The organism is Paenibacillus sp. N119s (assembly GCF_059447605.1).
Genome location: NZ_JCAJRU010000068.1, coordinates 1 through 21,128, shown reverse-complemented (window position 1 = coordinate 21,128; position 21,128 = coordinate 1). Strand labels below are relative to the sequence as shown.

22 protein-coding genes are annotated in these 21,128 nt (G+C 46.4%); 7 read left to right on the top strand and 15 right to left on the bottom strand.

Annotated features, from left to right (window positions below):
* On the bottom strand, positions 1–703 hold a 703-nt coding region (locus tag AC5V8P_RS10430; RefSeq protein WP_495473626.1), incomplete at its 3' end, for a glycosyltransferase family 4 protein.
* A gap of 205 nt (positions 704–908) precedes the next feature.
* Here AC5V8P_RS10430 and AC5V8P_RS10425 point away from each other — a divergent pair.
* On the top strand, positions 909–2,090 hold the full coding sequence (locus tag AC5V8P_RS10425) for a GGDEF domain-containing protein (protein ID WP_064796139.1): 1,182 nt from the start codon (positions 909–911) through the stop codon (positions 2,088–2,090).
* Positions 2,091–2,214: 124 nt separating this feature from the next.
* On the opposite strand, the gene AC5V8P_RS10420 is transcribed toward AC5V8P_RS10425, so the two are convergent.
* Positions 2,215–2,997: a pseudouridine synthase gene (locus tag AC5V8P_RS10420; RefSeq protein ID WP_064796140.1), complete on the bottom strand. Its 783-nt coding sequence runs from the start codon at positions 2,995–2,997 to the stop codon at positions 2,215–2,217.
* On the bottom strand, positions 2,994–4,607 hold the full coding sequence (locus tag AC5V8P_RS10415; protein ID WP_064796141.1) for an RsmB/NOP family class I SAM-dependent RNA methyltransferase: 1,614 nt from the start codon (positions 4,605–4,607) through the stop codon (positions 2,994–2,996). Before AC5V8P_RS10415 ends, AC5V8P_RS10420 begins: the two co-directional genes overlap by 4 nt.
* Positions 4,608–4,770: 163 nt before the next feature.
* Here AC5V8P_RS10415 and AC5V8P_RS10410 point away from each other — a divergent pair, with 163 nt between their 5' ends.
* Positions 4,771–5,298, top strand: a complete 528-nt coding sequence (locus AC5V8P_RS10410) for a thioredoxin family protein (protein WP_063209186.1) — start codon at positions 4,771–4,773, stop codon at positions 5,296–5,298.
* A gap of 86 nt (positions 5,299–5,384) precedes the next feature.
* On the opposite strand, the gene AC5V8P_RS10405 is transcribed toward AC5V8P_RS10410, so the two are convergent.
* The 3 genes from AC5V8P_RS10405 to AC5V8P_RS10395 are packed head-to-tail and all read right to left on the bottom strand — an operon-like array spanning position 5,385 to position 7,896.
* Positions 5,385–5,954: a DUF309 domain-containing protein gene (locus AC5V8P_RS10405; protein ID WP_064796142.1), complete on the bottom strand. Its 570-nt coding sequence runs from the start codon at positions 5,952–5,954 to the stop codon at positions 5,385–5,387.
* Positions 5,955–6,767, bottom strand: coding sequence for a GTP diphosphokinase (yjbM, locus tag AC5V8P_RS10400; protein WP_064796143.1), 813 nt, complete (start codon positions 6,765–6,767; stop codon positions 5,955–5,957).
* A gap of 34 nt (positions 6,768–6,801) precedes the next feature.
* On the bottom strand, positions 6,802–7,896 hold the full coding sequence (locus AC5V8P_RS10395) for a quinone-dependent dihydroorotate dehydrogenase (protein ID WP_064796144.1): 1,095 nt from the start codon (positions 7,894–7,896) through the stop codon (positions 6,802–6,804).
* A 218-nt stretch (positions 7,897–8,114) separates the two neighbouring features.
* Here AC5V8P_RS10395 and AC5V8P_RS10390 point away from each other — a divergent pair, with 218 nt between their 5' ends.
* Positions 8,115–8,261, top strand: coding sequence for a hypothetical protein (locus tag AC5V8P_RS10390; protein WP_167669723.1), 147 nt, complete (start codon positions 8,115–8,117; stop codon positions 8,259–8,261).
* A gap of 27 nt (positions 8,262–8,288) precedes the next feature.
* On the opposite strand, the gene AC5V8P_RS10385 is transcribed toward AC5V8P_RS10390, so the two are convergent.
* From AC5V8P_RS10385 to AC5V8P_RS10375, 3 genes are all read right to left on the bottom strand, one after another.
* Positions 8,289–9,719, bottom strand: a complete 1,431-nt coding sequence (locus tag AC5V8P_RS10385; protein ID WP_064796145.1) for a L,D-transpeptidase — start codon at positions 9,717–9,719, stop codon at positions 8,289–8,291.
* 160 nt (positions 9,720–9,879) lie between these two features.
* On the bottom strand, positions 9,880–10,122 hold the full coding sequence (locus AC5V8P_RS10380; RefSeq protein WP_064796146.1) for a ferredoxin: 243 nt from the start codon (positions 10,120–10,122) through the stop codon (positions 9,880–9,882).
* Positions 10,123–10,283: 161 nt separating this feature from the next.
* Positions 10,284–11,564, bottom strand: a complete 1,281-nt coding sequence (locus AC5V8P_RS10375; RefSeq protein WP_063209174.1) for a DNA polymerase IV — start codon at positions 11,562–11,564, stop codon at positions 10,284–10,286.
* Between the two features lie 293 nt (positions 11,565–11,857).
* On the opposite strand from AC5V8P_RS10375, the gene cimA reads away from it, so the two are divergent.
* Complete coding sequence (gene cimA / locus AC5V8P_RS10370; RefSeq protein WP_064796147.1) at positions 11,858–13,474, top strand: citramalate synthase; 1,617 nt, start codon at positions 11,858–11,860, stop codon at positions 13,472–13,474.
* Positions 13,475–13,535: 61 nt separating this feature from the next.
* Here the strand turns inward: cimA and AC5V8P_RS10365 are convergent, their stop codons facing one another.
* The 4 genes from AC5V8P_RS10365 to AC5V8P_RS10350 all read right to left on the bottom strand — a co-directional run bounded on the left by AC5V8P_RS10365 (position 13,536) and on the right by AC5V8P_RS10350 (position 17,602).
* Positions 13,536–14,162 (bottom strand): TlpA family protein disulfide reductase, encoded by a 627-nt coding sequence (locus AC5V8P_RS10365; RefSeq protein ID WP_064796258.1) that lies wholly within the window; start codon positions 14,160–14,162, stop codon positions 13,536–13,538.
* A 171-nt stretch (positions 14,163–14,333) separates the two neighbouring features.
* Positions 14,334–15,071, bottom strand: coding sequence for an exonuclease domain-containing protein (locus AC5V8P_RS10360; protein WP_063209170.1), 738 nt, complete (start codon positions 15,069–15,071; stop codon positions 14,334–14,336).
* Positions 15,068–16,150 (bottom strand): DUF294 nucleotidyltransferase-like domain-containing protein, encoded by a 1,083-nt coding sequence (locus AC5V8P_RS10355; protein WP_064796148.1) that lies wholly within the window; start codon positions 16,148–16,150, stop codon positions 15,068–15,070. Before AC5V8P_RS10355 ends, AC5V8P_RS10360 begins: the two co-directional genes overlap by 4 nt.
* A gap of 48 nt (positions 16,151–16,198) precedes the next feature.
* Positions 16,199–17,602, bottom strand: coding sequence for an ammonium transporter (locus AC5V8P_RS10350; RefSeq protein ID WP_064796149.1), 1,404 nt, complete (start codon positions 17,600–17,602; stop codon positions 16,199–16,201).
* Positions 17,603–17,894: 292 nt separating this feature from the next.
* Here AC5V8P_RS10350 and AC5V8P_RS10345 point away from each other — a divergent pair, with 292 nt between their 5' ends.
* Both AC5V8P_RS10345 and AC5V8P_RS10340 read left to right on the top strand, forming a co-directional pair.
* Positions 17,895–18,326 carry a MerR family transcriptional regulator gene (locus AC5V8P_RS10345; protein ID WP_063209265.1) on the top strand — a complete coding sequence of 144 codons (432 nt, stop codon included), beginning with the start codon at positions 17,895–17,897 and terminating at the stop codon, positions 18,324–18,326.
* A 41-nt stretch (positions 18,327–18,367) separates the two neighbouring features.
* Positions 18,368–19,039: a zinc metallopeptidase gene (locus tag AC5V8P_RS10340; protein ID WP_013370498.1), complete on the top strand. Its 672-nt coding sequence runs from the start codon at positions 18,368–18,370 to the stop codon at positions 19,037–19,039.
* 101 nt (positions 19,040–19,140) lie between these two features.
* Here AC5V8P_RS10340 and gltC read toward each other — a convergent pair whose 3' ends face one another.
* Positions 19,141–20,070 carry a glutamate biosynthesis transcriptional regulator GltC gene (gltC, locus tag AC5V8P_RS10335; protein ID WP_063209263.1) on the bottom strand — a complete coding sequence of 310 codons (930 nt, stop codon included), beginning with the start codon at positions 20,068–20,070 and terminating at the stop codon, positions 19,141–19,143.
* A gap of 98 nt (positions 20,071–20,168) precedes the next feature.
* Positions 20,169–20,792: a rhomboid family intramembrane serine protease gene (locus AC5V8P_RS10330; RefSeq protein WP_063209164.1), complete on the bottom strand. Its 624-nt coding sequence runs from the start codon at positions 20,790–20,792 to the stop codon at positions 20,169–20,171.
* Between the two features lie 120 nt (positions 20,793–20,912).
* Here AC5V8P_RS10330 and AC5V8P_RS10325 point away from each other — a divergent pair.
* On the top strand, positions 20,913–21,128 hold a 216-nt coding region (locus tag AC5V8P_RS10325), incomplete at its 3' end, for a redoxin family protein (protein ID WP_495473625.1).

The window sequence follows — 21,128 nt, the reverse complement described above, 5'->3', positions numbered from 1 at the left end:
CAATGATATGAAGCACAAATTCCTGATTTCTTTTTTTCAGCTCAGCGCAAGCCTGTAATAAAATATCCAGTCCTTTTGCGGGAACAAGCCGGCAAACGGTTATGAGCTGTGTCACTTCATTTTCGTGAGGAACGGGCTTAAATCGCTTCTCATCATATCCATTGGGAATAACCACAATATCTTGCGGATGCTGTACATAAGGTGTTAAGTAATGCTGAAAAGACTGCGATACTGCTATTAGGCGATCCGCCTTCTGCTCCATTTCTCGGTACAGTGACACTAAGAACTGGTGTTCAGGCCCGTTCTCCTCTATTTTCCCGTTTAGAATTAATTCCTTCTCATAGGAAGAGTGAATCGTCTGTACGAGCGGAATATCAGGAAATACGTTTTTCATAGCGAGCCCGGCAATCGGATGATGAGCGTGAATAAGGTCAAAAGGTTTCTGAATGCGAAGCCGAGTCCACCACAAATAATCACGGTATGTCTGAATATATTTTTGAACGATTGGATATTGCTCATATCTCGTCCAGTCAAAGGTATCAAAGGTTACTTCGTCCCTACCCTTGTTGCGAATCCGTTTAGGGATTGAAAATAGCTCCATTTCCCAACGTGGGGACGTAAACCGCTCTTGCAAATATGGAATCATGGATGAAACGCCTCCCGGTTGCTCGGGTGGGAAAAAGAGAGCCTGTAGCAATTTCATGAGTGCTTCCCCTTTCAAGCATCAAACTGCCCGGAATACAGGATATATGTATAGGTTTCCGGATTTTCTGAAAGATGATATATTGAGAATAAATGTTAGGTACAAAAGAAAATTATAACATTTTAACTGGAATAAATCCTGTCTATTGTATCGGAACGATATCATCCGTTCAATAGATTGATTAATTTTGTAAATGGAGTCGGTGATGTTGACGTTGTTGTCCTTATTGGGAACTTTGGGCTCCCCATCTCTGACCGGGGCCATAAGTGCAGCCTGCGGTTTGTATATTATACTCATGATGGCGCTAATGTGCGTGATCATATATAGCAGACAACGAAAAAAAGCCTATATCCTTTTTTCGGTTGCCGCTATTCTTATTATGACATACGAAGCGATGAATCTCTATTCGGCAGGCGGTGGCCAAATGCAACTGCAGGGAATCGTGTGGAAGAACGCTTTGGAGGCGTTTGCCTTCTTGCTTATCAATGCCGCCGTATTTCAGCTTTACCAAAAGCTAAAGTTTGTGGAGAGATGGGCTCTGCTGTTACTGGCTGCGTTATTAATACTACCGGTCATGGCCTGGACTTTAAATTTATTGCCCGCTTGGATCAGCGCGATGAGGTTGGTTGGATTCACTCTGTTTTATCGAGTGTTGGTCCTTATATTAAGCCTTCTATTCATCACCCCACGAATCGGACAGCCAAAGAAATTTATAGCAGGTTTATTCATATATTTACTCTGGCTTAGTTTTCTCTGGCTGCGAAATGACATCCCTGAAGAAGCAGGCGGATCAAGCACATTCCTGTGGATGTCATTCCTACCATTGCTGTACTACACAACGCTATTTATCATTCTGTTTGAACGAATTGTAGAGCTGCTCCAAAGGATTTATCGTTCTTCCATCACCGATGGTCTGACCGGGCTATATAACCGTAAATATTTTTCGGGAAGGCTGCGGCGATATATGGATCAGGGAATCCGCGTGTCGGTCATTTTTTGCGATATTGACAATTTCAAAAAGCTGAATGATACGCAGGGCCATGCCCGTGCGGATGAAGTTCTCAAGCAGGTGGCCCAAATTATGGAGGAGGAATTGGATGAAATCGGGCTGACTGGGCGATACGGCGGCGAGGAACTAGTCGCAATGGTTGTGGATCGACGGGCCAAAGTTGCGCATGTCGCAGAGCGAATCCGGGAACGAGTGGCCGAGGAAAGCATCGTCACCATCAGTGTCGGACACAGTACAGTTAAGAAGGAAATAAACCCGGATGAACTCGTCAAACAGGCCGATCAAGCCATGTACATATCCAAAACGACAGGCAAAAACAAGGTCACAGCTTATAAGGCAGCGGAAGTGAAAAAAAGCCGGGCAGCACGCGCACAATAATTCACACACTACGATTTGTTGATGAAGCTTGTCTGTGAGCATCTTTCTATCTGGTTGCTATATCATAAAATGACGCACAGGCTCTCGTAAGAGCCTGTGCGTCATTTGTATTTAAACTCCGTCATTAAATTTCTGATGTCGCAGATGCTATATCACGGCCGATCGATACTAGTTCTTCGCTGGTCAGCTCTCGATAGCTGCCCAGTGGAAGCTGTTCATCCAGCTTCAGTGGTCCCATGGCTGTTCTTTTCAAATAGATCACCTTTTTGCCAACCGCCTCGAACATGCGCTTCACTTGGTGAAACTTACCCTCATGGATCACAAGCGAAATATAGGAAAGGACCTCTCCGTCAGCCTGACGCGGCTGTTCATGCCGAAGAATCATCAACTGCGCGGGAAGGGTGACATACCCATCATCCAGTTCCACACCTGCTGCAAAGTGATGAATATCCTCTTCCGTGACATGCCCCGACACCGTAGCCTCATATGTTTTGGGAACATGACGCCGTGGAGACAGTAGTTCGTGGGCAAGCTTGCCGTCGTTGGTCAATAACAATAAGCCTTCTGTATCCTTATCTAGCCGTCCTACTGGAAAAGGTTCAAAATGTCGTTCCTCCGCACTCAGCAAATCCAACACCGTCCGATCCCTCGTATCCTCGGTTGCAGATATGACCCCTGGTGGTTTGTGCAGCATGATGTAAATAAACTCCCGAAATACAACCCGTTCGCCGTTCACTTCAATTTGGTCTTGGTAAGGATGAACCTGTAAGCCGCTATCTTTGATAACCCGTCCGTTTACCGTGATCATACCTTGCTTTACCTGTCTCTTGATATCACTACGGGAACCATACCCCATATGGGTTAAAATTTTGTCCAAACGCTGAGTTTGTCTCCCTTTTCCACTCATACCGATGTCCACCTCCAGCCTGTAGGGTATTCATTTTTAAGCATGCCGTCCTGCCACTTCCCCCATCCGGCCGAATAACCATCAATACACACGAGAGTATAGCCTTTAGGTTGGGCTCCATGCCGAAGCTCCATTCTCTCCACAGGGACGGACAAGGTTTCACCTTTTAAATACCGGATGGCTTCAGCATCCGAACTGGAAAGGTTGATACTTCTAATCGCCTCAGAAGGACGTAAAGCCACCGCCAGCGGATGTGAAGGTATAAAACGACCATTCTTATCGGTTCCCATAAACCAGCCCGGACGTAACACCTTAAGCCCGTCCAAACGATGTGATGCCAGCGGGGACTGATAAATGCGGTCTCCATACACCACCGTATGACCTTCAAGTGAAACCTCCAACTGCTCCTGAACAAATTGGCGATAAGATGCCAGCACATCATGCGGGGAGCGTGCAGCAGATTTTACATGTTCTTTCCCTATCCGAGACTTGTTGCTATCAATGCCGCGCGTATTCTTGCCTTTACCTGACTTTCCGCTCATTCCTTTTCCGGTTCGTACAGACTCTTCAGTACGCCTTCCTTGGCCATTGGAGAGTAGCGCTTCCCTGACGGGCAAATGTTGCTTCGATGGAGCCAGATCCCCTGATTCAGTAAGATCTGCTGCCGAATCAACACGAGCCCCACCCTGATGCTGTAATACAGCGATAAAATGACCTTCTCCCTCTACAAGATGCGGCCAAAGGCGTGCTGTACCCCGCAGTTCAGGATGAGCCGCTGCAATCTCTTCACTCACCCATTCCGGGTGGCCTGGTCCAAACCCCGCTTCCGAAGGAACAGGGATTACATTAAAATCGGGATGAGCCTCCAGAAATTCCGCAATCATTCCTTCATTTTCTTCTGGGGCAAAGGTACAGGTCGAATAGACAATTCTTCCCCCATCACTCAGCATCGAGGCCGCTACACACAAAATGTCCCGTTGCATGACCACACATTTTTCCACCGAATGCGTTTCCCATTGTTTGGCCATATCCTCATCCTTACGGAACATGCCTTCTCCCGAACAAGGTGCGTCAATTAAAATTTTATCAAAAAAATGAGGAAAGGCATCTGCAATGCGATCCGGGCTTTCATTCAGTACCACGGCATTACGCACACCGTACAGTTCCACATTTTTAGCCAACGCCTTCGTTCGGTCGGCGCTAATATCATTGGTCACCAGTATGCCGCTTCCTTGCAGCTTGGCTGCGATTTGGGTTGATTTTCCTCCCGGTGCAGCACACAGGTCCAAAACCGCCTCATCCTGAGCTATATTGAGCAGTTCAACCGGAGACATTGCACTTGGTTCCTGTACATAGTACAACCCAGCATGATAGTAGGGGTGTAGTCCAGGCTTAGTGCCGTGTGGAATGTAAAAGCCTGTGGGGCACCACGGAATCGGCCGCAGTTCGAACGGAGAACGTTCCTTAAAGTCTTCTACCGGAATTTTTAATGTATTCACGCGGATCCCGGCATGGGGCGTATGGTCATAGGCAGCCATAAAAGCCTCGAATTCATCGCCGAGCAATTGCTCCATGCGCTTTACAAATGCTGTCGGGAGCTGTACACCCATAATCGTAATCATCCTGTCCTGTTAAAATAAATTTTATTGTACCATAATCAACCGGTTATCCGGCAATATCTGTGTGATTTACAAACTTTCACTACAGTCTGTAATGTTGTATAATAATGAGGTTCATAGTTACATATTTTAGATTTTGATAGGAGAGATTCCATTGAACGCACAAAAATCCAACAAAAAAAAGCTCATACCTGTCATTGGCTTTTTTGTTGTGCTTGTCATTTTGCTTGGAGTGCTGCTCGCTCTAAACTCAGGCACTAAAAACAAGCTATACGGCGTTTCCACAGCCTCGTTAAATCCTGCTACTCAGGAACTGCTAAATGATCCGAACTACCAGCAGATTATTAAGCCTGAAGATCTACAAAGCAAAATTGACAAAAAGGAAAGCTTTTTCGTCTATCATTTCGCATCTGACTGTGTTCACTGCCGTGCCACTACTCCCAAACTTATGCCTCTGAGCAAGCAAGAGAACATCACAATGCATGAATTTAACCTGCGTGAGTATGAAGCCGGCTGGGACAAATACAAGATTGAGTATACTCCTACCCTTGTTTATTACGAAAAAGGCGTAGAAAAGGATCGCATGGTGGGTGGGTTGAAGGAAAACCCTTCGGACAACGGATACACACTCGACGATTTCAAAGCCTTCTTTGAAAAATATAAAAAGAACGTGACCTCTTAGACAGGTAATCACTCGCCTGACAACGATAAAGCAGCCCGATCCCTAATAAAACGGATCGGGCTGCTCGTTTATTATGCGCTCCAACATCAAGGCGCATCCTTCGTTTCCACCGTGGCTGAGCGTAAGCTCTTGGCAGCCTGTCTGCGCCTAATCGAAGCTGCCAGCGCCTGCTGACGCTGCTCATGCTTTTCCCCACGCCGAGGGCCTCTCTGCTGAGGGATATTGACCGGAACGGACGAGGATGCCTTCTCCACGGCCTGACGCAGCCCGGGCTCGACAATTTCAATCGTCAAATCCCGATAAACCGGTGGTTGACGTTGGAGCTCTTGCGAACCGTCCATAACAGCTTCAGCAAGCTGCCGGGCGCAAGCACGCGCCTCGTTTACCAGCTTCGCCAAATTAATGCCCAGCGCTTGCGAAGAAGCATGTTCCAGCCTGTGTACCGCACTGTCCAGCATCATGTACCCACCACGATAGTTACCATTGCGAAAATGATACAGTCCTACAGCAATTTGCAGCAAACCTTTATATACAGGGTCTCGGTCCAGCTTAAGCCACAGCTCTTCCAGTACCTCATGACATTCAAAGTAATCCCGATCCCGATTGAAGTATACCAAATAAGTCACGTACAACGGTTCATAGGAAGGATTCACCATTTAATATTCATCCCTGTCTTCTTCCTTAGTTGAAGCTTCCAGCATCTCCTTGACCTCATCATGTAACTGCTTGATTCCTTCCATGTCGTGCCGCTCCCACAGTTCATTAAACTTGCGCTGCGCCTCAATCGTTTCACTGATCTTATGGTAGAAATACAGACGGTGCATGCCTGTTAGCACTTTGGATACAATATTGGCTTCATCCTCAAACTTTTTCTGGGCTTCCAGTATTTCAAGACGGATGGAAGACATTTCATTATCGAGCACAAAGGCTGCCTCAGCCGCCTTTTTCAATCGGGCCCGCATATCATCTGGCAAACTCTCTCGATATTTATAGCTCAGAGAATGCTCTATGGTTGCCCAAAAATTCATAGCCAACGTACGGATTTGAATTTCGGCCAGCACGATCTTTAACCCCACTGCTGTCTGAACCGGGTATTCCACAATCATATGAAAGCTGCGATAGCCGCTATCTTTATAATTGGTGATATAGTCCTTTTCGAATAGTACCGTCAAATCCTTACGTCTTCGAATATACTCAGCTACCCGCCGAATATCTTCTACGAATTGACACATAATGCGAATGCCAGCAATATCCTCGATCCCCGTCTCCAGCTGATCAAGTGAAACCTGTAATCTCTTCGCCTTATCGAGGATACTGGATATTTTTTTAACCCGTCCGGTTACGAATTCGATAGGAGCGTATTCCTCGCGCTTTTTCAGCTCCGCACGCATTGTTTTGAACTTGACCTTAAGCTCTTCCACCGCCTGATCGTATGGCAGCAAAAATGTTCCCCAGTCTCTTCCGTCCATCCCCGTACCTCCTGTCTCTTCCGACAACACTTTTTTATCTGTGAGTTGCACCAACAGCCTCGGTAATGTGTCTAAAGCCGTCCTTTCGAAGCAGCTCACGCAAACCGGCATGTATAGCCCGGTTTACTTCTGGCCCTTCGTAGATCAATGCTGTATAAATTTCAATCAGGCTAGCGCCTGCTTTAATTTTGTCATAGGCATCACGACTGGTAAAAACACCACCTGATCCAATAATAGGCAGCTTCCCTTCCGTCTGACGATACACCCGTCCTATGACCTCTGTAGAACGGTCACGTAGTGGCTTGCCACTCAACCCTCCGGTTTCACTTGCATTTCGATGCGTCAGACCGGTCCTCGATATTGTCGTGTTCGTCGCAATAATGCCATCTACTCCGCTGGCTGCAATCGCATCCGTCATATATTCCAGTTCCTCGTCCGATACATCCGGCGCAATTTTAACCAATACAGACTTGGCTTTACCATACTTTTTCGCCTGAACTCCCATCTCTGCCCGAACCGCTTCCAGTAACGATTTTAGTTCACTGCCATGCTGGAGTTTTCGCAAATCCGGAGTATTGGGCGAACTAATGTTCACTACAAAGAAATCCGCATACAGATACAGTGCGGAAATACACTTTTCGTAGTCCTTATGGGCATCCTCATTTGGCGTAACTTTATTTTTGCCGATATTAACAGCAACCGGTACAGGTCGATGTTTAAGGGCTGCCAAACGTTTGGCCATGCTCTCAGCACCCAGATTGTTAAAGCCCATCCGATTCACTAATGCCTCATCAGGAGGCAGTCGAAACAAACGGGGTTGATCATTGCCGGGCTGTCCGACAGGTGTCACCGTGCCTACTTCCATAAATCCAAACCCGATGGAAGAAAAACCGGCAACCGCTTCAGCATTTTTATCCAGACCCGCAGCCAGTCCAATCGGGTTGGGAAAATGAATGCCAAACAGATCAACGGCAAGATCTTCCGTTTCCTTGACTCCATACATCCCTCGCAACGTCGCTGCTCCACCGGGAAGTGAACCCAAATGCTTTAAGCCGTCGATGACTACATGATGGGCCCTCTCTGGACTCATTTTGAAAAAAACAGGTTTCGCAATCCTTCGATACAACACGATTCATCCACTCCGTTCTATACCCTTGCACAATCCTAAAAAAACATCTCTACAAAATAGTTTAGCTTTTTCCATACCAAAAAGAAAGTAATTTGCGAGGTCCAGTATCAGAACAACTCAGTTGTCATGGAGATGTCATTGAAAATGTATAATCAAACCATTTACAATGGACATAGTAAGACAGGACTTTAGCCCGTAAGAAAAGAGGGATTGCTGTAATGAAGACCAAACGCAAGCCACCCAGTCTGCAAAAGAAAAAGGATGAGGTGAACAAGAAAGCGATCGTATGGACCGCTGTCAGCTTTGTTCTACTCATCATTGTAATTGTTCTGGTCATTGTTTTAGCACAAGCAGGAAACCGTTAATCAACAAGTAGCAGTGGCATCACAATGTTAATTTAGCCAGTGATAGGTTTTGCGGGGATTCGTCTGGTCGTGCTGCGGCTCACTCGTAAATCGGGAACCGGGTACAAGCACTTGATCAGGCAGTCCTCCGTTACCAATGACCACCTCTGTACCTGAAGGCACGAGTGCAAACAACTCCTCCACGTCTTCCTTCCCCATGCGGACACAACCCAGCGACTCATTTTTGCCGATACTGTCTGGCTCGTTCGTGCCATGGATAGCATAATTGGTTGCAGACAGTTGCATACCACGGCTGCCAAACTCACCGTTGGATTTTCCGTTCGGATTTACGACTTTATCGGTAATCACAAACTTTCCTTCCGGTGTTCTATCCCCGCCCAAACCGATGGGATAATTGCGAATAAGTATATTGCCACTCACCAATGCTAGCCTGTGCCTGGATTTATCTATCACAATTCGGAGCGGTTGCCCCAGAAAAGGCCGTCCATGCAGTGAAGATGCCAGCAATAGACTATTTTCAGCCGCAGAGCCTGTGTTCTGTTCTTCTGTCTTCCCTGTTCCCTGTCCTGAAGAAGCAAGTACATTGCGTAAAGGTGTAAAAGCCTTCTTCATCCCGTCAGTCGTACCGTACATCGTATTACTGGGAAAATCTCGGGTTAGTTCCTCAAGGCTTTGCGGAAGACGTTGATGCTGTGAGCGAAAAGCACGCATGGCGCTATTCAGCACAGCCAGCTCTTCTTGTCCCGCAGCCCACTTTAGACCTGTTATGCGGAGGGTTTCACTATCTGGCGGCTTGCAAGCACATGCAGCGGCGTCGTAAGACTGAACTGCTAATCCGCCGTTTCCCTTGTTCTGTACACTTAGTAACGGCTTCATACCATCTCTCCAGATCAGCCATGTCCCCCTCTGCTCCATGCCCAGCACCGTGATCTTGGAAGGCATTTGACTCGTCTTTGCCAACAGTTCCGTGAACGCCGTTCCAGCTCCACTTCCTTGCCGGGCTTGAGCCGTAAACACACCACCAGCATAAGGCTCACCATTCTGTGCCTTCTCCTTTGGATCTGCAGCGGCCGCTTTCGCAGCTTCGACATGATCAACTGCTGCATGCTCCGTTCCGGATGGAACGGATGCGCTCTTAGGTGAAATGCTCGGTGAGTTGGCTGAAGGAACCCAGATGAGTAGTAGTACCATTAACGCAGTTAAAAGGTGGCGTGTTCGAGCGGTTCTCCGCTCCTTCTCCTTGGACATCTGAACCAGTTTATCCTGATATTCAATCCATACGTCTGCCGGAATCTGTTTATGCTCAAAGGCTTCGAACACTTCCCCCGCACGATTGAAGCAATAATTTGCTTTACCCTCCTGACCGCTGCTTTCATACTCTTTACCGAGTAGATACCAGGCCATTTTATTATCAGGGTGCTTTTTTACATACGATTTAAGATGAGGCGAATGGTCCATCGGATCCTCCTAATCGGGTAATCTTGCTTGTTTACTATTATGTATATCGGTCAAAATGGGCTTAATGGACAGCACATAAAAAAACAGCACCGCCAGCATACTTTCACCGTTATACGGCGAAGGGTACTGGCGGTGCTATGCCTGTCCAAGAAGTCTACACTTAGCCTTCTTTATTGAACGGTTCGTCTGCAACTTTGATAGAATCTGTAGGGCAACCATCGCAAGCATCCTGCATATCATCAAACAGATCTTCTGGGATTGCCTTGATGCCTTGGTTTGCATCCCCTTCAAAGATTACTTCAGCCAAACCTTCATCATCATAATCATAGATGTCTGGTGCCGTAGCGCCGCAAGCTCCACAAGCAATGCATGTATCTTTTTCTACCCAAGTGTACTTAGCCATAACTTTTCTCTTCCTCCTATACAATCAAACAAACCAGCTTTTGCATTCTATTCACATATTAATACAAACCCAATATTATTACAAATTATTTTCCTTTATCCTTCATGCAAAAAATGCTTATAACATGTATTACTGATGCTAACAATAACCTGCGCCGATGTTCACTCCGGAGTAGGTAAATTGTCTTTTTGCAGCGAAGTTCCGCGCAACTTGGAATTACGAAGCAGTACCGAAGGATCATCTCCCAGCATCCCCGCAGTCAAAATTGCATTTTCACCAAACTTATCGCGTAGCGCATCCATCGTTTTCAATAAGCTTTCTTTTTTAGGCTGATCCTGGTATTCAAATAGATCTAATTGAACAGCCGCTTCCTCCTTAGGAATGAGCTGCTGCAGCGTAATCCCTAACAATCGCACCGGCTTATCCTCTCCCCAGTGGCGACGATACAATGCACAAGCTTCCTTATATATGTCATCTGCACTTTCCGTAGGCGTACTCCTGACTTGAGAACGCGTGAAGGTCTTCATATCTGGGGTCCGAATCGTCAGTTGAATACCACCTGCCAACATACCCTGTCGTCGAAGCCGCCGGGCTACCTGATCGCTAATGTTAAGCAGCACCCTTTGAGCTTCTTCCAACTTTACTACGTCCAAAGGCAGTGTGGTTGTGTGACCGATGGATTTGTTTGGCTCCCGTTCAGTGCTGACTGGAGAATGATTAATTCCATTCGCTGCCAATTTCAACCAAGAACCAGTTACACCAAATACACTAACCAGCATGTGCTCATCTGCCTTGGCCAATTGCCCAATGGTGCGAATATTTAGTTGTAGAAGCTTGTCTGCCGTTTTGCGCCCCACACCAAACAATTGGCCACATGGAAGGTTCCACAAAATGTTGGGTACATCACGTAAACGTAGAACAGATATCCCGCGTGGCTTTTTCAGATCAGAGGCCATTTTGGCCAGCAGTTTGTTGGGCGCTACTCCAATCGAGCAGGGCAAGCCCAGCTCTTCCTCTACCCGACGCTGAATTTCCTCGGCAATTTCCAAAGGTGTTCCAAACTGCTTGGAACCAGAAATATCCAAGTAACACTCATCAATTGAAGTGGCTTCCAGCATAGGTGTATATGAGTAAGCGATACTCATAAATGCTTTGGAATAACGACGGTACAAATGAAAGTCAGGCTGTATCACGATAAGCTGTGGGCAGATCCGGCGAGCCTGCTGTACAACCATACCTGTTGAAATGCCTAATCGTCGTGCTTCATAAGAGCAGGTTACAATAACACCTTTGCGCAGCTCACTGCTGCCAGCCACTGCAGTAGGCAATCCTTTATATTTTTCCGGCTCCTCCGCTGCATGAACGGAACAATAAAATGCGTTCATATCCACATGCAGAATAACTCGTCCACCAACTGGATAATAGGCACTGACATCTTTCATGCTCGACCCTTCTTTTTAACTGTAAATTCAACCGTCATATCAGAAATATGTTCTTTGATTTTATACTTGAATTCCCTTGCATACTATTTCTATTTTACATAAAAAATATAGGTTTTGCGTTTAAAAATGATAAATATATATTACATTTGAAGTCATTAGTTGTTATAATCGACTATCATACGAACACGACAAACTAACGCTTTCGTGTTTTTAAGCGTTAATTTACTAAACTAATCATGCTTAAAAAAGCAGAGCATCACCAATCTGAGCAACCCGCAAAGGAGGAGTCCCTCATGTCCACCGCTATTTCTATCTTTGACACAACGCTGCGAGACGGCACTCAAGGAGAAGGAATTAGCTTGTCTGCTGATGACAAATTGAAAATCGCAAAAAAACTCGATGATCTCGGTGTTCACTATATTGAAGGCGGGATTCCCGGGAGCAACAGCAAGGATATTGAATTTTTCAAACGGGTACAGGAACTTGGCCTTCAGGCCAAGATTGTCGCCTTCGGCAGCACACGTCGCAAAGACAGCATCGCAGCGCAGGATGTGAATCTGCAACGGATCCTGGAATCTGGCGCTCAGGCTGCTACCCTGGTCGGTAAATCATGGGATTTTCATGTACACACCGCCTTACAGACAACATTGGAGGAAAACCTGGCTATGATTTATGACTCCATCGCCTTTTTAAAGCAAGGGGGCATGGAGGTAATTTTTGATGCCGAGCATTTTTTTGACGGATATAAAAACAACCCCGAGTATGCACTTGCCGTCATGAAAAAAGCGGAGGAAGCCGGCGCGGATTGGCTCGTGATGTGTGATACCAACGGCGGCACTCTACCGCATGAGATACAGGAAATTGTTACTACACTGCAAAATCAGATAACGAAGTCACAGTTGGGCATTCATACTCACAATGACTGCGAATTGGCTGTAGCCAACTCACTAAGTGCTGTTCAAGCAGGTGCTAGGCAGGTGCAAGGCACCATAAACGGCTACGGTGAACGTTGTGGTAATGCCAACCTGTGCTCGGTCATCCCGAACTTGCAGCTCAAACTAGGCTACGATTGTCTAAATCCAGACAAGCTCAAACAACTCCACAATACAGCCCGTTTTGTGAGCGAAGTCGCCAACGTCAATCTGCCTGTGAACCAGCCATATGTAGGCAATGCTGCTTTTGCCCATAAGGGAGGCATCCACGTGTCAGCTATCCTGCGCGATTCACGAACTTATGAGCACATCGCTCCTGAACTGGTGGGGAACAAGCAGCGGGTCCTGGTCTCCGAATTGGCTGGACAAAGCAATGTTGTATCCAAGGCGCAAGAACTGGGCATCTCCCTTGATCCATCCAGTGATGAGGCGCGCGGTGTCATTAGTCGTATTAAGGAGCTTGAGCATCAGGGCTATCAGTTTGAAGGCGCGGATGCTTCGCTGGAATTGCTTATTCGTGAAGCCGGCGGTGAAGTGAAGGAAATGTTCTCTTTCGAATCCTTTAAGGTGCTGGTAGAAAAAACAGCGGGCAGACCGGTCGTATCCGAGGCATTCTTAAAGCTGAATGTTGCAGGGACAAGTGTCTATACTGCAGCTGAAGGAAATGGTCCTGTCAACGCGCTTGATAACGCACTCCGCAAAGCCCTTTCCCAATATTTCCCCGCCTTGCGGGACATGCACTTGGCTGACTACAAGGTACGCGTGCTCGACGAAAAAGACGCCACCGCCGCCAAGGTACGCGTGCTCATTGAGTCCAAAAATTATGAGGATGTCTGGAGTAACGTAGGCGTATCCGAAAATGTAATTGAAGCTAGCTGGGAAGCACTCTTGGACAGCTTCCGTTACGCATTGCTGGAAGCCCCAACTCCAAAAAATGCACAAACAGAGCTTACTCATCATGGATTAGTTAACCACTAATCAACTACTACAATGAGACAATAAGGTGACATTGGAGGTTTACTCGGCCCCCAAAGTCACCTTATTTTTTTGAAAGTGCTTCTATTTTATCCTCCAACTCTCGTTCACTGAGCATGCCGATTATAATTTCTCGTACCCGTCCATGGTCATCAATCGTTACATGAGTCGGAAAAGCCGCTCCTCCAAATTGTTCAAACAACGCTCCTTGTTCATCCAGTAAAATGGGAAATTCGAGGTTCAAAGAACGGGAGAACTTCTGCACATCCTCCAACCGGTCATAGCGGGTTACATTAATGCCATATACATCTACCTCATGTTTATGTTTACTATACATTTCATTCAGCATAGGCGCTTCTAATCTGCACGGATCGCACCACGAAGCCCAAAAGCTAAGGATCATCGCTTTATTCCGCGTAGCCCCTACATCGTAGGACTTGCCGTTTAACCCCTTTAAAATCATAGAAGGAAGCTGTTGCCCAGGTTTAATTCTGTTCATCACCTCCACTGCGTCTAATTCAGTCCCTACATCCTTTTCAGATTCATGCACTTTCTCACCTTTATATTTCTCTGCCAAGGATACCTTTTTCTCGGGCAGGTTTACTGCACAGGCTGTGTTTGCAATAATTCCCCATAAAGAACTAACCACAAGTAGCACAATTATCGCTTGGATGAAAAGAAATCTTTTCACAGTCTTATCACCTGCCTTTTGTCTAAATGACCTTATCCTTCCCATAGGATGCCCACACTCTCCTCATCTCTAATCTTCTAAATCCGAACAGGTCGCAAAAAAAACAGCAAACTCACGAAAATCGCGAACTTGCTGTAATGATGTAGTGAGAGATTTATACCTTGTACAGAATCAGGCATGGCTCAGGTGTGCGTAGACATCCGCCAAATTCGTCACATCACGCTTCAGCATTTCCTGAACATATGCCACCCATAGCTTAGCAGTCATCTTCGCATCCTCTAACGCATGATGACGCCCTTCAATCGGAATGGATTGAAAGGCCAGCAATTCATCCAAACTATAGGTTTGGTGTTGCTGTGGCTCCAGCCATTTGGCAAGCATCATGGTATCTAGTACACGATGAGTTAACTGAACTTTAGATGTTTTCCATAACGCAGCATTTAAAAAGGCCTTATCATGAGCACTGGCATGCGCTACAAGCACCCGCCCACCTACAAAGGACATAAAATCATGCAGACCATTCATAAGCGGCGGAGCTTCATCCGTCATTTCCCGGGTAATCCCAGTAAGCTCAGTAATGTGTTCAGGAATCTCCGTCCGTGGATTGACAAGCGTATAAAACTGCTCTTTCTCCATAATCATATCCCCGACAACCCGAATCGCTCCGAATGATAAAATCTCATCTCCATGCTGAGCCGAAAATCCTGTTGTCTCCAGATCAAAAACTACCGTCTCCAAACGCTCCAGCGGGGTACGCAATACTTCTGAACGCCGTTGTTCCCGCGTTAAGGACCGAATAAACGCCATCTGCTGGGCCGTAGGAGCCCCCATTACAGATGCGATTGCCGACGGCACTCCTCCTCTGCGGAGGGCACTCCAGAAGCCACCTCCCTGCGCCGGTTCCTTCATGACCTTCTCCCTTCCATAAACCGTAGCTGCCTTTGCAACGCACGATGCAGCCGTCGTACTGTTGAAAGAGCCTCTCGCAGCTCATGCCAGCCTTTACCTTGCTTCAACGGTTTGACATCCAGATAGCCATTACTGATCAGCAACCCATCCTTTTCTCTCGCGGGAGTAGCCATTCGAAGCTGAAGCGCAATCCTAAAGGCTCGCTCGCAAGCATCAAGCAAAGGCAACGGTGCTGCTTCAAGTGATGCGAGACGCCTGAGCCTTTTCAGGGTAGAAGTTTCCTCCACACCATGTTGCAATGCCAAAAAACGGACGGCGTTCACCAACGGAATATATAACCCGTATTTCACATCAAAATCGCCTGCATGCTCACCGAACCGCTCGGTAACGATCTGACCTAAAATATTAAGGGTTGCTTTATGTCTTACCGTGTTCCTAAGTACCGCTGAAGGCAAATCGGGATGTTTACGAAACAACTTATAAAAGCCTTGCTTCCATTCCACAGACAATTGCTCCTCGCCTGCGATATGTCTCATGTCAGACGAGATAATGAGATAACGAATTGGCTCCCAGGCAAAATCCTCCGACCATTTCGACAGCTGTTGTTGCCACCCAGACAATGTAAGGCGCCACAACGGCTCCGAGCACATCACTTTCCCCTCGCATTTGGGATATCCCAAATACTCTAGCATCGCAGATACTCTGCGGCCAAACTCGCTAAAATACAATTCTTTATCAGCAGACACTAGGTCACTGATAATCATACCGTTATCCTGGTCACTCCACAGCGTCGATTCCGAGCGCCCCATACTTCCGAAGGCTATAAATGCGTAAGGGACGGGAGGAGGGCCGAAGCCATCCTCAACCATCCCTTTTTCACACATTTGTACAGCTCTGGCCGCGATGCGGTCATGCATTTCGTTCGCCGTTCGTAACCAGTCTGATAACGGAGCGGAGGCTTGGGAAGCCAGCAGCCATTTCTGAGAATCGACCCTGGCCTGCCTTAACGACTCAGGTGTGTCTGCATGATCAATCGCTTCAGTGGAACTCACCCAAGGGGCCTTATTTTGCAGTTCCATACTTCCATCTCCTCCGCTCATCCATACTGGCTCTTTATATTTTACATTTTAGCTGACAATTCCAGAACGCTTTTCAGCTTCGGTCACTAACTTCATTTGTTCTGGATAACCGTACGTACCGTGCTCACTGATATCGAGTCCCATCGTTTCTTCCTCTTCCGTAACACGAATACCCATAATGGCTTTCATCGCACCAAGAATAATAAAGGAAATAACGAATACGAAAGCCAAAGTGCCAACCAGCCCGAGCAGCTGTACTCCTAATTGCGTAAAACCGCCACCATAGAACAGACCCGCTTGACCTACACCTGTTATTTTTACAAGCTCAGGAGTAGCAAACAACCCTGTGGATACTGCACCCCACATCCCTGCAACACCATGCACGGAGAAAGCATATACCGGGTCATCCACTCTCGCACGCTCAAACCATTGCGCTGTGAAGAAAGTGACGATCCCTGCAACTGCGCCAATGACCAGTGCGGCCCAAGGTGCTACAAAAGCACAAGAACCCGTAATAGCAACCAAAGCTGCCAGCACACCGTTTAGCATAGCCGGAATGTCTGCTTTTCCGTATACCATCCAGGATACGAGCAAAGCGAAAACCCCACCTGCCGCAGCAGCAATATTTGTAGTCAGAGCTACATATCCAAAGAATCCGTCATTCATAGCAGAAACCGCACTACCTGGGTTAAATCCAAACCAGCCAAACCAGAGGATAATAACACCCAGGATAGAGTACACCTGATTATGACCAGGGATGATGTTCGGCTTGCCATCTTTATTAAATTTGCCCAGACGCGGTTTGAGCAGCAGTGTAGCGACAAGTGCCGCCGTAGCACCCGTCAAATGGACCACGGTTGAACCAGCGTAATCCTGCATTCCCAACTTGCCAAGCCAACCGCCGCCCCATACCCAATGAGCAACAACGGGATAAATCACGATGGAGAATAAAATACCGAAAATAATGTATACACTTAATTTTGCACGCTCTGCCATCCCCCCGCATGCGATCGAAAGCGAAACCGCAGCAAAAGCAAAGTGAAACAAAAACATAATCGTAATTGGAACATCCAAGCCCGAAAGAGTATCAAACGATGCAGCAGCATCTGTCCCGCTCATGAAGAAACCTGTCAGCCCCATAAATCCGTTGCCGCTATCATTGCCAAAGCCGAGTCCAAATCCGAGGGCCCAGAAGGACAAAGCCGCAACACCTGTCGTGAGAATCGTTTTACCAGCGACATGACCCGCATTCTTCATTCGAGTCGAGCCTGCCTCCAGCAACGCAAACCCCGCTTGCATGAAAAACACAAGTATAAACGCCAAGAATGTAAAGGCCGTGTTTAGTCCAGCTTGAAGTTGAATATTTGTTGGCCCGTCAGCAGCAAACGCACCTACCGGGAAAGCCAGAACCGCCAGCATGGCCAATAATACAACCAACCACTTTTTTCTCATGAAGACCACTCCTCGAATGTTAAGTTTCTTTACATATCGTGAAATTCTTATTGTCATTATAATCAGAATACATGAAAGTTGACAAGATTTTTTTTATAATGTTAAAAAAACGATCTTACAAACCTGACATGTCATATTTACTGACCAAAAAGGTAGTTTGTTTAAGTTCAACAAAAGCATGACGTTTGACTGTATGGTTGAGGATCATGTAAAATATCCTTTATAAACACTCGGTTTAAGATGCTAATATCGAAGGTTGAACGAAGAGCGCGAGGTGAAGACAGATGGGGATATGAAGCTATATCGAATTGGTGAGCTAGCCAAAGCGGCTGGTGTCAGCGAACGAACGATTGATTATTACACAAAACTCGGTTTGATCAAACCTGAAGAACGATCATTGAAAAATTATCGACTTTATAATGATGAAACCTTAAACAGGCTTGAACGTATTAACCAAATGAAACAAGAGAAATATAGCCTCGAGGAAATCAGACAAACACTGATCAAATGGAACTCAGTCGCAGGGGAAGAACATGTCACTGACAAACTAACGAGTCTAGAAATGCACATGCAGCGTCTAGAGCGTGAAGTTAATGAACTACAGCCTCTTCTCGGACAGCTTAAGCCCGTTCAAGCTCGCAAGCTGCTTACTGGTCTATTGCCACAAAGCGCCGCTTGTATTGAGGCTTTGAAGTATCTGTTGGAGCATAGTTCTATGATGTAGATACCCGGGCTAATAGATGAACAATAATGGAGGGTTGCTTTATGATGGGTATGTATATTTTGATTATTCTTGCGTTCGGATTATCCTTATGGGCGCAATTTCGTGTAAAAGGTACATTTAACAAATGGTCTGATGTCCCCAACGAAAATGGGTTGACTGGTTATGATGCAGCTCGGCACATGCTGGATCGCAACGGCTTGCATGATGTACCTATTGAGCCAGTACCCGGTGCGCTGTCCGACCATTATGATCCAATACAACGAGTGGTGCGCCTGTCCGAGCCTGTTTATTATGAAAAATCCATTTCTGCGGTTGCTGTGGCTTGCCATGAAGTCGGTCATGCCATTCAACATAAAGAGCATTATCCTATGCTAGCGCTTCGCCACCGGATTTTTCCGATCGTAAACTTTGCTTCCGGGATTGCACCGTTTCTGCTGATTGCCGGTTTCTTATTTAGCTTTACGAACCTGATCGGCCTGGGTATTATCTTCTTCTCGGCTACTGTCGCTTTTCAATTAATTACATTGCCAGTGGAGTTTAATGCTTCTAATCGCGCACGGGAAATCATGGTTTCCGAAGGGTTTATCCGTAGTGATGAAGAACGCGGTGTAGCCAAAGTTCTGAACGCTGCTGCATTGACGTATGTGGCCGCAGCTCTTGTCTCCTTGCTAGAACTGATCCGCCTAATCGGCATCTTTAACAGCCGAGACTAAGCACTTGTATTGCAAAAAAGGTTGTTCCTCCGCCAACGACGGTAGAGGAACAACCTTTTTTTCTTGATCTCAAACCAAAACCCTATTTATACTTGATACCCTCAATCTGCTTTTACAGTTTTGTTCGAAGCAGCAGCGTTACCTTGAAGCCCAAAATAGTGCAACAGAAAAGTCCGGAAAGATTTAGCGACCAATGGAAGTTTGTCATCTCTGCGATGAATCAAGCCAATCGTTCTCGTTACCTCCGGATCAACAATCGACACCCTTGCAGGTTGAAGTGGATTGGTCTGAAACAGTGCCATTTCGGGCAGAAGACTAACTCCCATACCCGCAGCTACTAATCCGCGTATCGTATCTGTCTCTTCGCCTTCAAAAGCAATATCCGGTGTAAAACCAGCCTCCAGACAGGCCTGCCAGACAATCGGACGTAACGAATACCCATCTCTGAACAAGATGAATTTTTCTCCTTTAAGCTGGCTCAATGTGATGTGTTCGGCTGAAGCCAAAGGATGATTAGGCGGGAGAACTGCAAATAACTCCTCGGTTAACACCACATCCCCCTCGACATGATCATGTCGGTCTGGAAAAGGAGATACAAAAGCCAAATCCACCTCACCCGCTAACACATCACGAATTAAACTCGGATACATCCCTTGTTTAAATCTGAATTTAACATTGGGATACTGCTTGCGGAATTCAGCCACCACCGTAGGAATAAGATGAATTCCCAAACTGTGCGGAAAACCAATACGAATTTCGCCCCCCTCAGGGTCCAAAAACTCATGCACTTCCAAAACTGCCCGCTCCAGATCTTTTATGATCGTTTCCACCCGTTTGCAAAATAGCTGCCCCACTGGCGTAAGCTGCAGATTACGCCCCTTTTGCATAAAAAGGTTAACTCCCAGCTCCTCTTCAAGCTGATGAATTTGCCGACTTACCGCAGATTGCGCCACATGCAGCTCCTCGGCTGCCTGAGTGACATGTTCTTTTTGCGCTACTTTCATAAAGTATTGCAACTGTCGTAATTCCACTCCGATATTCGCTCCAATCTGTTTTTCAACATACGAAAGAAGATGTTCATCGAACACCATCCTCTTTCTTACCCAGATAACTTACGATAAAGCTGTCTTTAGTGACGTTTGCGCTGACCAGTCAATCTAATCAATAATCCATACATGAAGAATCCACTGAGCAAGCCCCCAAAGTGAGCGGTCCAGTTAATGTTCGCAACCGCAAAAGAAAACAGAATACCAAACCCAAGCAGTGTGTACAGCGTTTTGCGCGAAGCATCGTCCATCAAGGACCGTTGGAACAAGGCAACGTACAAAAACGCCCCATAGATGCCATAAATCGCTCCTGAAGCCCCTACAGACACTGTCGTCTCCGCCAGCATGTTATAATGCGCAATGGACAGAATATTTCCAACAATGCCTGTGACCAGATACAATAACACATATCGCAAGGACCCGAGCAAACGCTCCAGCGGAGGAGCGAATACAAGTATTGCAAAGGAATTAAACAAAAGATGATCAAACCCTGCATGTAAAAACATAGCTGACACATAGCGCCATAGCTGATCAGTGAATGGCGCCTCATTAATCAAAGCCCCATACCGGATCAGTGTCAAACTATTTTCCGATCCACCCTGCACGGTCAGTACAATAAACATCACAATATTGATAAGCAAAATCAGACAGGTTACCGGGTAAAACCGCAAATAACTTTTCCAGTTCTCATAACGTAAAAAAATCAAGGCAATCCTTCCTTCATGGGTGTCTCCACCTTATTCAAATTGGACAATGTCTTTTATAAAAGATTATAATAGATTTCGGCAACGATAACCAATGCCAAAAACCAAAGGAGGCTATTACATATGGCACAAGAACGTACAGGAGCTGCTACTTTTAAAGGCAATCCTTTGACTCTCATAGGTCCTGAACTGAAAGTTGGAGATCAGGCGCCTGATTTCAAATTACAGAAAGACTTATTGGAAACAGCTACGCTTCAAGACTTTGCAGGCAAAGTTAAACTGATTAGCGTTGTCCCTTCTCTAGATACAGGCGTGTGTGACGCACAGACTCGACGTTTC